We start from the raw sequence: 13,498 nt of genomic DNA on the forward strand, positions 1-13,498 counted from the left end.
ATGATTCGAGTATTAATCGTAGATGATCATCAAATTGTAGGCGAAGGAACAAAGAACATGATTGAATTAGAAGAAGATATGCAAGCAGAATATATTTTAAATGAACAGGAAGCACTTATAAAAAGTGACGCTACACCTTTTGACGTATACCTCTTAGATATGAATATGCCCAATTGTAGTGGTATTGAACTCGCCCAGAAAATATTACATATTCAAACAGATGCAAAAATCATTTTATATACAGGTTTTGAATACGTATCCCAATTCAATTTATTAATAAACTCTGGTATCAGCGGCATTATTAGTAAATCAGCTTCTCAACAAGAGCTATTAATGGCAATTCGTGCAGCTGTAAACGGATATACTTTACTTCCTATTTCGTTATTACGTCAACTACGTACAGACGATATAACGACTCAACAACTTGAAAATAAAACCGCTCTTCTTACACAAAAAGAATTAGAAATCTTAGAATCCGTCTCTAAAGGAAGTAGCAATAAACAAATTGCTGATGAACTGTACATGAGTTCAAGAGCTGTAGAATACAACCTAACAAAAATCTTCAAAAAATTAAAAGTAGGATCACGCTCCGAAGCTTTAACAGAAGCAATGAGACAAGGCATTTTGAAAGTACACATATAAAATGAGACTTCCATCAGTTTGTTTTGTTTAACCCTCAAATAATGAGATAAATAAAAAAGTCCTAACCTACAAAACGTAAGTTAGGATTTTTTGACGCGCCCAGAGGGATTCGAACCCCCGGCAGACGTGGTACCGGAAACCACCGCTCTATCCGACTGAGCTATGGGCGCATGATTATAGAAAACACTTCATTTTCTTCTCATAATAATAGCAATAAAATCCATCTAAATCAATAAAAATATCCCCGTAATACCTTATGCATCTTAGCTAAGAGCATATAAAATCCATTCCACCCCTAAATTTTCCAATCATAAATTCTCCCCAACTCACAAATTATAATCTTTGAATTGATATTCCAAAGGGGGCTTCATTCAATGACTGTAATTACAAAATTAAAGCAGACTGTTTCGGGATTAAAAAGTGCCCAAGCTAGCTTAGAGGGATTCGCTCTTGATACGGATAACCAACAAGCTAAGCAACTTTTCCAAACAGCTGCGCAGCAAACACAAACGATTATCGATTCTTTAAACCCACGTGTTGAAGAAGTCCAACAAGAAGAACCACAATACTCACAGCAATAACGAACCAATCTTGCTGTGAAATAGAAAAAGGATGATATGCAGTCATCCTTTTTCTATCACATTACATATTGCAATAGAAATGGAATGATAATTATGCGAAAACTCGGCCTCATAACCGCATTATTTGCACTTCTATTTAGCTCTTTTACCGGATGTGATAATAGTCCTTTAGATAAAAAAGTGAAAGAAGAAGCAAAACGAACGGAGAAAGAAAAAGGTCCAAAGTTAACAAAGACGAGTACGGAATCCTTTAATCAATCTATATCACAAGGAGCGAAGAAAAGAGCTCTCGCTATGGATGAAATTATAAAAAGCACAGCAGTGAATTCAAATTTAGATCTCTACATAGCAGTTACACCTGAGCATCACGAAAGGTTTGGATTAAAGCCGTTGCGCAGCAAACTTCAAAAGCAACTAAGTGATGAGCACCCTACTTTCGATGTTCGTGTCAGTACAGATAAAAAAATCTTTATGTTACTCGAAAAACTCGAAAGAAAAATTAAGGAAAAAGAAGTATCTAAAGATGAAATTAATAAACAATTAAAATTCATTGGTAAAAAAATGGAGTCTAACACTTAACGCTTTTTAAAAGAAAAGGAAGGATTGCAATGTCTAGTAAAGATAAAAACTTAACCCCTGTACAACAGGAGTATAAAAAATTCGAACAAGAACGCGAACCGAAACGACCTGTCTTAAAAAATTGTATAAAAGCCTTTTTCGTCGGTGGTTTTATTTGCTTCATCGGACAACTCATTTCTACTTTTTACATCACATATTTTGATTTCACTGAACGCTCAGCAGGCAATCCAACAGTCGCAACTCTCATTTTCATCTCCATGTTACTAACTGGATTTGGTATATACGATCGTTTTGGACAGTTTGCCGGTGCTGGTACAGCTGTACCTGTTACTGGATTTGGTAACTCTGTTATTGCCGCATGTATTGAGCATCGAACGGAAGGATTTGTCCTTGGCGTTGGTGGCAATATGTTTAAACTAGCTGGTTCTGTTATTTTATTTGGTGTATTTTCCGCTTTCGTCATCGCGCTTATTAAAACTATTCTCGTTCAATGGGGAGGGCTATAAATGTTACAAGGACACCGAACGTGGGTATTTGAAAACAAACCAGTCATTATCTCAACAGGGGTTGTCGGTGGACCATTTGAAGCAAAGGGGAACATCCCAGAAGACTTCGATATCCTTCATGAAGATTTATGGCTCGGACAAGATTCCTATGAAAAAGCACATAAGATTTTATTCGAAGAAGCTTGTAGTCGCGCTACTGAAAAAGCAGAGCTTCGTAAAGATGATATTCAATTCGTACTCGCAGGAGATTTAATTAATCAAATTACTCCAACAAGCTTTGCTTGCCGCACACTTGGGACTCCTTATCTCGGATTATTCGGGGCTTGCTCTACTTCTATGGAAGGTTTAGCACTTGGGGCAAGTATCGTAAATGCAAAAGGTGCAAAATATTTATTAACTGGAGCTTCAAGCCATAATACAGCTGTAGAAAAACAGTTCCGCTACCCTACCGAATACGGTGGACAAAAGCCGCCTACTGCACAGTGGACAGTAACCGGAGCAGGAGCCGCTATTTTAAGCGATACTGGACACGGTCCAAGAGTAACCTCTGCAACAATCGGCCGAGTGGTTGATATGGGATTAACGGATCCGTTTAATATGGGAGGCGCAATGGCTCCAGCTGCAGTTGATACAATTGAAGCCCATTTACGTGAACGTCAAATTGATGCCTCTTACTACGATTTAATCGTAACAGGCGATCTCGGACATGTAGGACGCGAAATTGCTTATGACTTACTACATAAACACGGAACGAAAGTAACGAGCGAACAATTTCAAGATTGCGGAATTATCATTTATAGAGAAGGACAACCTGTCATAGCTGGTGCTAGCGGACCTGGATGTTCTGCAACAGTCGTGTACGGTCATTTATTAAACCGAATGAAAAGAGGAGAGTTCAAAAAAATACTTGTCGTTGCGACAGGCGCTTTACTATCTCCACTTACATTCCAACAAGAAGAAACGATTCCGTGTATCGCTCACGCCGTTTCGATTGAGTTTGGAGGTGCAACGCAATGATTTTTTTCTGGGCTTTCGTCATTGGCGGACTCATATGTGTAATCGGCCAACTTATGTTTGATGTCGGCAAACTAACACCTGCTCATACAATGGCAACACTCGTTGTTGCTGGAGCTATATTAGATGGATTTAATTTGTATGAGCCATTAATTGATTTCGCTGGAGCCGGGGCAACTGTACCTATTACAAGCTTTGGTAATGCCCTCGTTCATGGCGCAATGGAAGAAGCTGCAAAACATGGCATCGTTGGCGTTATTACCGGCATGTTTAAAGTAACGAGCGCCGGTGTATCAGCGGCTATCATTTTCGGCTTCATTGGAGCATTGTTATTCAAACCGAAAGGATAAGAGGTGTTTATATGACTGTTATCGCTAGCGTAAAAACTTGCCTTGCTAGTGTAAGGGGCGCTCAAGCAAGTTTAAGCTCCCTTTCATTAAATTCACAAGACGAAGAATCAAAACGCGTATTTCATGAATGTATGTTAGAAATGGACAGCGTCATCGCTGATTTAAAGGATAGAATTTCAGTATTAGAACGTGAAGAACCTCAATATAAAGGGTTTTAAGTAGACTGGAGGAAACGACTATGTCTCACCTGCCGGAATGGACACTTGTCATTCTTCGCTCTGTATTCATATTAATTATTTTATTCGCTATTACGAAATGGTTAGGGAAAAGACAAATCTCTCAGCTTTCCTTTTTTGAATACATAGCCGGAATGACGATTGGTGACATCGCTGCCCAAGTATCTACAGGGCTCGATTCAAAATTTTTTCACGGCGTCTTTGCGATACTCATTTTCGCTGTGGTACCTTTTTTAACAGGAATCCTCTCTTTAAAGAACAAAACAGCTCGGGACTTCTTTGAAGGGAAATCTACCGTATTAATAAAAGACGGAAAGATACTCGAAGATAACTTAAAGAAAGAAAAATATACGAGTGACGAATTACTGGAACTTCTCCGTGGAAAAAGTGCGTTCAGCGTAGCTGAAGTCGAATTTGCTGTCTTAGAACCGAGCGGAGAATTAAATGTATTATTAAAGAAAGATTCCCAGCCACTTACAGCAAAAGATATCGGTTTAAAAGTACCAAACGAGAAAGAACCACAAACTGTTATTATGGATGGAAATGTACTAGATGAACCTCTTTCAGCAAGCGGACATAACCGCGCTTGGCTACATTCAGAATTAGAAAAACTCGGTGTTGTTATTGAAAATGTCTTCCTCGGTCAAGTGGATTCATACGGACAACTTACTATCGACATTTACAATGACAAACTCCAAATGCCTTCTCCTCAAAACAAACCTTTATTATTAGCATCTTTAAAAAAATGTCATGCTGATCTTGAACTATTTTCCCTAGAAACAAAGTCGAAATCAGCAAGCGAAATGTATAGTAAAAACGCGAAACAAATCGAAAAGATTTTAAATAAAGTAACCTATCTTTTAAAAGACTAATTATCGAAAGAACGCTTCAGTTAAAAGGCGTTCTTTTCTTTTTTCTCCAGTTTTCATAACGTTTAAATTTATGTAATTCGGTTATGATGTTGAAGATACATAAGCAGGGAATTTCGAAAACATAGCGAATATTTCATGGTACAACTACATATTTTTTTGATTTAAAGTGGTTTCGTTTGACCTTTATTGACCATAATTGTATTATAAGACTAAGAAAGCTTTATAAGGAGGAAATAACAGATGAATTTAATTCCTACAGTAATTGAACAAACAAATCGTGGAGAACGCGCTTACGATATTTACTCTCGACTATTAAAAGACCGCATCATTATGCTTGGTAGTGCAATTGATGACAACGTAGCTAACTCAATCGTTTCCCAGCTTTTATTCTTGGAATCTCAAGATCCAGAAAAAGATATTCACATCTACATCAACAGCCCTGGTGGTTCTATCACAGCAGGTATGGCAATCTATGATACAATGCAGTTTATTAAACCACAAGTATCAACAATCTGTATCGGTATGGCAGCATCTATGGGTGCATTCTTACTTGCAGCAGGTGAAAAAGGAAAACGTTATGCACTTCCAAACAGTGAAGTAATGATTCACCAACCACTTGGAGGAGCACAAGGTCAAGCGACTGAAATCGAAATCGCTGCAAAACGTATCCTATTCTTACGTGAAAAACTAAACCAAATTCTTGCTGACCGCACTGGTCAACCACTTGAAGTACTACAACGCGACACAGACCGCGACAACTTCATGACAGCAGAAAAAGCTTTAGAATACGGTTTAATCGATAAAATCTTTACAAATCGTTAATTAATTTAAAGCGAAAGCGGCTCGTTCAGAATCGCAGGGCGAAGCGACCGGAGATTCTAGCCGATGGAGCTGGATATACTAAAAGCGAAAGCGGCTCGTTTAGAATCGCAGGTCGCTGGAGCTGGATACAACTAAAAGTGGAAGCGCCCTATAATTGGGCGCTTCTTTTATATATTGTTCCCCGCTCACATACCCCATCCAGTATCTCTCTAAATATATCAGCGATTTTTCAAATATATCGACCGCAACTCCGATTATATCGGCGATTATTTTAATATATCGACGTTTCGACATAACTTATCGACTTACCGACAATTCTCGACAAGCACGTACCCCTTAAATACCCCTCCTCGCTAATTCGCACAGACAACAAAAAAGCTATCGCATATACGCGATAGCTTTTTATTGTACATATGCAGCTAATGCTTCTAAAGCCTCTTCTGCATCTGAACCTTCTGTTGTAATTGTTATCATGCTTCCAGTTCCAATTGCTAAGCTCATAATCCCCATTATGCTCTTTGCATTTACTGTCTTTCCATCTTTCTCGATGAAGATATCTGCATGAAAGCGATTTGCCTCTTGTACAAACAACGCAGCCGGACGTGCTTGTAAACCGTTTTTTAATGAAACCTGAACTCTTTTTTGAACCACAGCTCCATTTCCCCTTTAACCTCTTATTTTTTTGCTACCGTTTCCCCCGCGCGTAATTTCTCTGCAATTTCATCGATTTTACGCAAACGATGATTAATACCCGACTTACTAATCTTCCCCCCGGATACCATCTCACCTAACTCTTTCAATGTTACATCTTGATAATCTCTTCGTAATTGTGCAATCTCTTGTAGTTTATCCGGCAATATATCAAGACCAACTGTCTCATCAATGTAACGAATATTTTCAATCTGCCTTAGTGCTGCACCAATTGTTTTATTTAAATTAGCTGTTTCGCAGTTCACTAAACGATTTACAGAATTACGCATATCACGTACGATTCGAATATCTTCAAATCTTAAAAGTGCATTATGAGCACCTATAATATTTAAAAACTCTGTAATTTTTTCTGCTTCTTTCAAATACGTAATGTACCCTTTTCTTCTCTCCAGCGTCTTACTATTTAAATCAAATCCGTTCATCAGTTCACATATAGCATCATTATGTTCCTTATATAACGAAAAGATTTCTAAATGATAAGATGATGTTTCTGGGTTATTTACTGAACCACCTGCTAAAAATGCTCCGCGTAAATACGATCGTTTACAACATTTCTTCTCAATCAGTTCTTGTGATATATTTCGAATAAATGAAAAGTCATCTCGAACGATATGAAGATCAGCTAATATTTCGCGAGACTTCTCAACAAGCCGCACAATATATACATTATTTTTCTTCAATCGCATTTTTTTACGAACAAGTAATTCTACCGTCACGTCATATCCTTTTTTCAAAAGCGTATAAATCCTTCTTGCAATTGCCGCATTTTCCGTTTGAATATCGATAGATAGACGACGGTTTGAAAAAGAAAGCGACCCGTTCATTCGAAGTAACGCTGATAATTCTGCTTTCTCACAGCATTCCTTCATCTCAAGATTCGTCAACTCTTTCTTTGTTTCTGATGCAAATGACACAGTCAACACCTCCTTATACGATTATTATGGAACAAAATTCTTGTCCTATATGAATGAGGAGCGCTACCTCAAACGAGGCAACGCATATTTATAACAATGAATATAAAATGGAAGCTAACTTTAACGTATCATGCCTTACAACATGATCATCATACTTCGCTAATCCCTCTTGAATAACATCAATATTATTTTCAACAAAACGTTCTTCATCCACTACAACTGGTGTAGACATTTCTTCATCATATAACTTACGTAATTCACAAGGAATCTCACGGTTATTTACAATTGCAGTGTTGATAAATGGTTGCCCTAAATGATCGTGTAACGCCTGCACATGATCAAAAGCAGTATATCCCATCGTTTCACCCGCTTGTGTCATAACGTTACATACATATACCTTCTTCGCCTTTGCAGCAAGAACAGCGTCTCCAATTTTGTTAACAACTAAATTGGGCAATATACTCGTATACAAACTGCCAGGACCGAAAACAAGTAAATCAGCTCGTTTAATCTCAGCCAACGTTTCATGCAATGGCTCTACATCTTCTGGAGTTAAAAAGACACGATTAATCTTCTTTCCGTAATAAGGAATCTTTGATTCACCTGTTACAATTTCTCCATCTTCAAGTTCCGCATGAAGTACCGCACTTTGATTCGCTGCTGGTAATACACGTCCTCTGACATTTAATACTTTACTTGTTTCCGTAATTGCATGGAAAAAGTCTCCTGTAATCGAGGTCATACCTGCCAATAATAGATTTCCTAACGCATGACCTTTCAGTCCGTCTCCTGTTGTGAAACGGTGCTGAAATAAAGCTTCCACCAATGGCTCTACATCCGATAACGCAACAAGTACGTTACGGATGTCACCTGGAGGTGGAATTTCTAGCTCATCACGTAATCTACCCGAACTACCACCATCATCAGCGATTGTAACAACTGCTGTAATATCAACAGGATATTGCTTTAATCCTCTTAATAAAACAGAGAGTCCAGTTCCGCCTCCCATGATGACAATTTTAGGCTTTCTCTCTTTTTTCATCCCTTAATGGCCCTTTCTCTTCTCCACATCACGATGAGATACATGAACACTATACTCTGGTTTCAAATGTTTCCCAAGGTATTCTGTAAGCGTAACAGAACGATGCTGTCCACCTGTACATCCAATTGCAATTACAAGTTGACTTTTGCCTTCTCTTTTATAATGAGGCAGCATGAAAGTAATCAGATCCGTCAACTTCTCTAAAAACTTATGTGTCTCATTAAATTTCAGTACATACGAAGAAACTTCTTCATCTAGTCCTGTTAATGGCTTCATGTGTGGAATGTAATATGGATTTGGTAAAAAACGAACATCAAATACTAAATCTGCATCAATTGGAATACCGTACTTAAATCCAAATGACATAACATTTACACGAAATGCTTGCTCAGTTTCTGTTGAGAACAAGTGAACAATTTTTTCACGTAATTCTTTCGGTTTTAAATCCGATGTATCAAGCACAATATTCGCTCGTGCTTTCATATCTGTTAATAAATTGCGCTCTGCTTCGATTCCCTTTAACGGCAAACCAGTTGGTGCAAGTGGATGCGAACGTCTCGTTTCTTTATAACGAGTTACAAGCGTACTATCTTTCGCATCTAAAAATAAAATATGAGGAATAATCCATGTACGTTCTGATAAATCATCAAGTGCTCCCCATAAATGTTCGAAAAACTCGCGGCCACGTAAATCAATACCAAGTGCCACTTTATTCATTTTCCCTTTTGAATCCGCCATAAGTTCAATAAACTTTGGCAATAACATCGGTGGTAAATTATCTACACAAAAATATCCTAAATCTTCAAAACTTTGTAAAGCTACTGTTTTTCCAGCTCCAGACATCCCTGTAATAATTACCATTTTTATATCATTATTCTCTGTCATCGTATCCTCTCCTTGACGGTTTAACTCGGATCTAATCGATATGAAAGCAACTCAAAATCTGGGGTATATACAAATGTACCGTAGATTATGCCATTTCCTTTAATTAAATAATCAATAATGTGATAATCTCCTGGCGCCATTGCTAAATCATCAATTTTATCAAATGTATGCCAACCAATGATGCCTTCTTCGCTCTCTAGTTTGTTTTCTCCTGCAAAATCTGTCGCTAAAAAGGAGAACATCATCCATTCAGAAACAACTTTATCACCTTCTTGGATGACAAAGGTGAAGACCCCCTTTAACGCTGGGTTTTTCAAATAAATACCTGTTTCTTCGCGATATTCGCGAACAACGGAATCTCTTACAGTCTCACCACGCTCCATTTTCCCGCCTGGTGCAACCCACCAATTCCGGCGAGGTTTTTGGAGTAAGAGTACTTCATTATCTCTAATTAACACACAGTTTGTCACTCTTTGCATGTTTCTTCACCTCAGCTACTTGCAGTAAAATTCCTCACTGCATACTTCTTTCATTATACTATCAAAAACAGTTTGCTACAACGAAGGAGCCAGTCCTCTTTCGCTAAGCATATGCTACTCAGCAATTTTAAAAAAGCTTTCTATAACAAGCAATGTAAATGCTTATACTTTTAATGAATAGCATGAAAAATCCCCTTAACGCTTTTTATCGCCAAGGGGATTAAAGTACTTATTTCTTACCGAAATAAGTAACAATCGCAAATCCTAAAATAAAGGTAATGATTGAACTTATAATTGAAAATCCACCAGTCGGAATCCCAGGGAATACAATCACAATCGAACCGATTACAAGTCCAATAATTGCCGCAAATGTCATACTTTTATAACGATCTAATAAAAAACTAATGCCTTTACTACTTACAACAAATCCAACCATAACACCAGCACCGATAACCACGATTAAAGGTAAGTTAAGTGTAGTTAAAGCGTTAATTGCTGTTGGATACACACCAATAATTAATAAAATAAACGATCCACTAATCCCAGGAAGCAGCATGGCCATACTAGCCATCCATCCTGCGAAAAATAAACCAATTGCATTTAAAATTGTTAAAGTCGTAATTGGATCTGCTGCCTTATCTGGTTTAAAGAAAGCTGTAATCGCAACAAGAATTGCTGCAACTATTAATAAAACGATGTGCTTACCTTTAAACGACGACTTTGCATCAGCTTCCCTCATTAACATCGGTAATATACTAATAATTAAACCGAGGAAGAAAAATTGAGTCGGTTCATAATGATTTGCAAGTAAATATTTAATAACGTGACTTAACGTTAAAAATGCCGCTGCCACACCAGCTGCAAGGGGAATTAAAAATCCTAAATGTTTTTTCCATTCACGACTAAAGAATCCACTAATTGCCGCAAGCAATTGTTCATAAATCCCTAACACAACAGCGATTGTACCGCCGCTCACACCAGGAATTAAATCACTAACGCCCATACAAAATCCACGATATATATTACGCCATTCCATACTGAATAAATTCCTCATTTCTTATAGTGATTTTTTCCGTAAAGTCCAGTATATCAATAAGAAAGCTTATAATCCTTATATTTTTTGACAAAACTTTGACATTTTCACACAAAAAAAGAAGAAAGCTCCTGTCGGTAGCTTTCTTCTCACAAGGTATATTATCCCTTATTTTTCTGATACAGTTTTTAATTCCTCTAATAATTCTTCTACGTAATGTTGTGCACTTTGCGCTGCAATACTACCGTCACCTGTTGCAGTTACAATTTGACGAAGCATTTTTTCACGAACATCACCAGCTGCGAAAATACCAGGGATTTTCGTTTCCATACGCTCGTTCGTTTCAAGGTAACCATTTTCATTTGTAATACCTAGTTCAACAAATGGTTTTGATAAAGGTAACATACCGATGTATACAAATACGCCGTCAGTTTTGACTTCTTTCTCTTCTCCACTATTTACGTCCACAAGTGTTACACTTCCTACTTTACCACTTGCTTCGTTGATTTCTTTTATAGTGTGATTCCAAATGAAATCTACTTTTTCGTTTTGGAAAGCACGGTCTTGTAAAATTTTCTGTGCACGAAGCGTGTCACGACGGTGAACGATCGTTACTTTTGATGCGAAGCGTGTTAAGAACACACCCTCTTCAACAGCAGAATCTCCGCCACCAATTACGATAAGCTCTTTTCCTTTAAAGAATGCTCCGTCACATACTGCACAATATGATACACCGCGGCCGCCAAGTTCTGCTTCACCCGGTACACCAATTTTTTTATACTCTGCACCGCTTGCAACGATAATTGCACGTGCTTTATATTCTTTTTTACCAGCAATAATTGTTTTGTATTCTTTACCATCGATGACTTTTTTCACATCACCGTATGCATATTCAGCACCAAATTTCTTCGCATGCTCAAACATTTTATTTGATAAATCTGGTCCTAAAATAGACTCATAACCTGGGTAGTTTTCTACATCTTCCGTGTTTGCCATTTGGCCACCTGGAATACCTCGCTCAAGCATTAATGTGCTTAAATTTGCACGAGATGTATATACTGCAGCTGTCATACCAGCTGGTCCTGCACCAATAATAACGACATCATAAATTTTTTCTTCTGACACACTATTCACTCCTATCCATTCCTACACAATTAAGTTACCCTCATTATACTGTTAGCATCATTTTTTTCCCAATGATTTGCTTATCTTATGTGTGCGTACGCTTAACAGCTTGCACATACTTTCGGACAGTCGCTACAGATACATTATATACATCTCCAAGCTCCGACTGTGTCATTTTATTTCCTTGTTCGCCGCGTACAATGTATTCAATCGCAGCTGACCAGCCGTACACATTTGTAAATATGTCTCCAGATGTATATAAACGTATGAACGTACAAAACCAAAAGTGTAAACACTCTTCGATTAATTCATCATCTTTTTTCGTATAATTGTATAATGCATCCGCAATTCTCGCGCACTGCTCAAATTGCTGTAAATCAGCTGGAATACTCTTATGACTATTAAGTAAAAAGAAGTACTTTGCAAGTTGCGATACGATGGGAACACCGTTCTTCGCTTGCGTTATATCAAAGAAGAATCCAACCTTCTCCGGCGTTGACAATTCATTCATTAAATATAAAGCTAGCATTTGTTCTTCTAGCGTCGCACTTTGCTGAAATGATTTTCGTAATTCTTCAAATAACACATTTTGCCCTTCATCTGCTAAATTCAGCGCATTCCACGGTTCTTTTCCCTTTTTATCAGGATGTAATTCCACGACATATTGCCACATTTTTTCAGCTAGTTGCTGGTCTTTCACCATATACGCAGAATATGCAAACCAATAATAAAAACTAACGTCTCCCTCATATCCTTGACGCTTTAATAGTTTGAACCACTTATATGCATGCTCGAAATAACCAATTGTTGCGAGTGTAGTTCCCAGTTTCAAACGATGTTCAAATGAAATCGGATATACCGAAACTAGCTGTCCCGCTAATGCCTCTACTTGTTTATGCTCTCCAATTGAATATAGAAAAATAAGCGTATTACAAAGCGCATGTATATTACCAGGATTTTTCTCTAAAATCATTTCTGTTAACTTCAGTGCTTTGTCTACATTACCAGATTGAAAATGTGCAATGGCTAAATTATTATGACCTGACCAAAATTCCGGATAATCTTTCGTAACAATTTCTAATGTAGCAATTGCTTCTTCCAATTGTCCATTACGAATATAGCGATTCGCTTCTTCCTGCATAACAATTAAATCATCTTCATCTTCAATCTCTTCCGCACCCATTGCTTCTTCTTCCATAATCTCAAGAAGTTCTAATGTATCTTCTACGAATTCCTTCTCTTTTGCAACTTCTAAATAACGATCTGCATATTTCTTCGCCTGTTGAAATAACCCCATATATGCATAATTATTTGCAATAAAATAATAGCACTGTTCAAGTTCTGGATTAGATCTAACTAACTTTAAGAAGATTTGATTCGATTCTTGATATTCACCAGCCTCAGATAATACTGATGCTAATTGACATAAAATAAACGGCTCCTTCTCACTTTGTGCCGCTCTTCGAAAATATTTAATTGCATCTTGCAATTTTTGTCCTTTGTAAGCTCTCATCCCTTTTTTATAAAAGAAGTCCGCTAATTGATTAAAAGAGATAACTTGTCCGTTCTCCTTATATATCCTTTGATTTTTCCCCATATATCCTCCAGTTTTTTGTTTTCTTCGTTCACACATTCTTCTATCTATAAGTATAAACGATTCCGTAAAAAACAAAACAGTATATTATACTCAATTATTTCCTTTTTATT

17 protein-coding genes and 1 tRNA gene are annotated in these 13,498 nt (G+C 37.4%); 9 read left to right on the forward strand and 9 right to left on the reverse strand.

Annotation, left to right across the window (positions count from 1 at the left end; genetic code table 11):
- Positions 1 to 642, forward strand: a complete 642-nt coding sequence (locus BHV55_RS25550) for a response regulator (protein ID WP_000621763.1) — start codon at positions 1 to 3, stop codon at positions 640 to 642.
- 94 nt (positions 643 to 736) lie between these two features.
- Here BHV55_RS25550 and BHV55_RS25555 read toward each other — a convergent pair.
- Positions 737 to 812, reverse strand: a tRNA-Arg gene (locus BHV55_RS25555).
- Between the two features lie 204 nt (positions 813 to 1,016).
- On the opposite strand from BHV55_RS25555, the gene BHV55_RS25560 reads away from it, so the two are divergent.
- The 8 genes from BHV55_RS25560 to clpP all read left to right on the forward strand — a co-directional run bounded on the left by BHV55_RS25560 (position 1,017) and on the right by clpP (position 5,602).
- On the forward strand, positions 1,017 to 1,223 hold the full coding sequence (locus tag BHV55_RS25560) for a DUF1657 domain-containing protein (RefSeq protein ID WP_000216166.1): 207 nt from the start codon (positions 1,017 to 1,019) through the stop codon (positions 1,221 to 1,223).
- A gap of 93 nt (positions 1,224 to 1,316) precedes the next feature.
- Positions 1,317 to 1,802 carry a YhcN/YlaJ family sporulation lipoprotein gene (locus tag BHV55_RS25565; protein ID WP_001228546.1) on the forward strand — a complete coding sequence of 162 codons (486 nt, stop codon included), beginning with the start codon at positions 1,317 to 1,319 and terminating at the stop codon, positions 1,800 to 1,802.
- A 29-nt stretch (positions 1,803 to 1,831) separates the two neighbouring features.
- Positions 1,832 to 2,308, forward strand: a complete 477-nt coding sequence (gene spoVAC, locus BHV55_RS25570; RefSeq protein WP_000095399.1) for a stage V sporulation protein AC — start codon at positions 1,832 to 1,834, stop codon at positions 2,306 to 2,308.
- The gene (gene spoVAD / locus BHV55_RS25575) at positions 2,309 to 3,325 is read left to right on the forward strand and encodes a stage V sporulation protein AD (RefSeq protein WP_000938972.1); all 1,017 of its coding nucleotides are present in this window, start codon (positions 2,309 to 2,311) and stop codon (positions 3,323 to 3,325) included.
- Entirely contained in the window at positions 3,322 to 3,672 is a 351-nt protein-coding gene (gene spoVAE, locus BHV55_RS25580; RefSeq protein WP_000575919.1) for a stage V sporulation protein AE, read from the forward strand. The genes spoVAD and spoVAE overlap by 4 nt, the downstream gene beginning before the upstream one ends.
- Before the next feature lie 11 nt (positions 3,673 to 3,683).
- Positions 3,684 to 3,890: a DUF1657 domain-containing protein gene (locus tag BHV55_RS25585; RefSeq protein ID WP_000215909.1), complete on the forward strand. Its 207-nt coding sequence runs from the start codon at positions 3,684 to 3,686 to the stop codon at positions 3,888 to 3,890.
- Positions 3,891 to 3,910: 20 nt separating this feature from the next.
- A complete protein-coding gene (locus tag BHV55_RS25590) occupies positions 3,911 to 4,780 on the forward strand; it encodes a DUF421 domain-containing protein (RefSeq protein WP_000018924.1) in 870 nt (289 codons plus the stop codon).
- 240 nt (positions 4,781 to 5,020) lie between these two features.
- Positions 5,021 to 5,602: an ATP-dependent Clp endopeptidase proteolytic subunit ClpP gene (gene clpP / locus BHV55_RS25595; RefSeq protein ID WP_001049162.1), complete on the forward strand. Its 582-nt coding sequence runs from the start codon at positions 5,021 to 5,023 to the stop codon at positions 5,600 to 5,602.
- Positions 5,603 to 6,004: 402 nt separating this feature from the next.
- Here the strand turns inward: clpP and BHV55_RS25600 are convergent, their stop codons facing one another.
- The 8 genes from BHV55_RS25600 to BHV55_RS25635 form a co-directional block, all read right to left on the reverse strand.
- Positions 6,005 to 6,253 (reverse strand): HPr family phosphocarrier protein, encoded by a 249-nt coding sequence (locus tag BHV55_RS25600; protein WP_000250307.1) that lies wholly within the window; start codon positions 6,251 to 6,253, stop codon positions 6,005 to 6,007.
- Between the two features lie 23 nt (positions 6,254 to 6,276).
- Positions 6,277 to 7,227 (reverse strand): DNA-binding protein WhiA, encoded by a 951-nt coding sequence (gene whiA, locus BHV55_RS25605; RefSeq protein ID WP_000006560.1) that lies wholly within the window; start codon positions 7,225 to 7,227, stop codon positions 6,277 to 6,279.
- An 88-nt stretch (positions 7,228 to 7,315) separates the two neighbouring features.
- Entirely contained in the window at positions 7,316 to 8,269 is a 954-nt protein-coding gene (locus BHV55_RS25610; RefSeq protein ID WP_000712186.1) for a gluconeogenesis factor YvcK family protein, read from the reverse strand.
- A gap of 3 nt (positions 8,270 to 8,272) precedes the next feature.
- Complete coding sequence (gene rapZ, locus BHV55_RS25615) at positions 8,273 to 9,154, reverse strand: RNase adapter RapZ (protein ID WP_000138459.1); 882 nt, start codon at positions 9,152 to 9,154, stop codon at positions 8,273 to 8,275.
- A gap of 20 nt (positions 9,155 to 9,174) precedes the next feature.
- On the reverse strand, positions 9,175 to 9,633 hold the full coding sequence (locus BHV55_RS25620) for an NUDIX hydrolase (RefSeq protein ID WP_001190080.1): 459 nt from the start codon (positions 9,631 to 9,633) through the stop codon (positions 9,175 to 9,177).
- A 229-nt stretch (positions 9,634 to 9,862) separates the two neighbouring features.
- The gene (locus BHV55_RS25625) at positions 9,863 to 10,669 is read right to left on the reverse strand and encodes a DUF368 domain-containing protein (RefSeq protein ID WP_000455196.1); all 807 of its coding nucleotides are present in this window, start codon (positions 10,667 to 10,669) and stop codon (positions 9,863 to 9,865) included.
- Between the two features lie 165 nt (positions 10,670 to 10,834).
- On the reverse strand, positions 10,835 to 11,791 hold the full coding sequence (gene trxB, locus BHV55_RS25630) for a thioredoxin-disulfide reductase (RefSeq protein ID WP_070757710.1): 957 nt from the start codon (positions 11,789 to 11,791) through the stop codon (positions 10,835 to 10,837).
- Positions 11,792 to 11,876: 85 nt separating this feature from the next.
- Positions 11,877 to 13,388: a tetratricopeptide repeat protein gene (locus BHV55_RS25635; protein WP_000517720.1), complete on the reverse strand. Its 1,512-nt coding sequence runs from the start codon at positions 13,386 to 13,388 to the stop codon at positions 11,877 to 11,879.
- Positions 13,389 to 13,498: the final 110 nt, after the last annotated feature.

It is taken from the genome of Bacillus sp. RZ2MS9, from assembly GCF_001816185.2.
Classification (GTDB): Bacteria; Bacillota; Bacilli; order Bacillales; family Bacillaceae_G; genus Bacillus_A; species Bacillus_A cereus.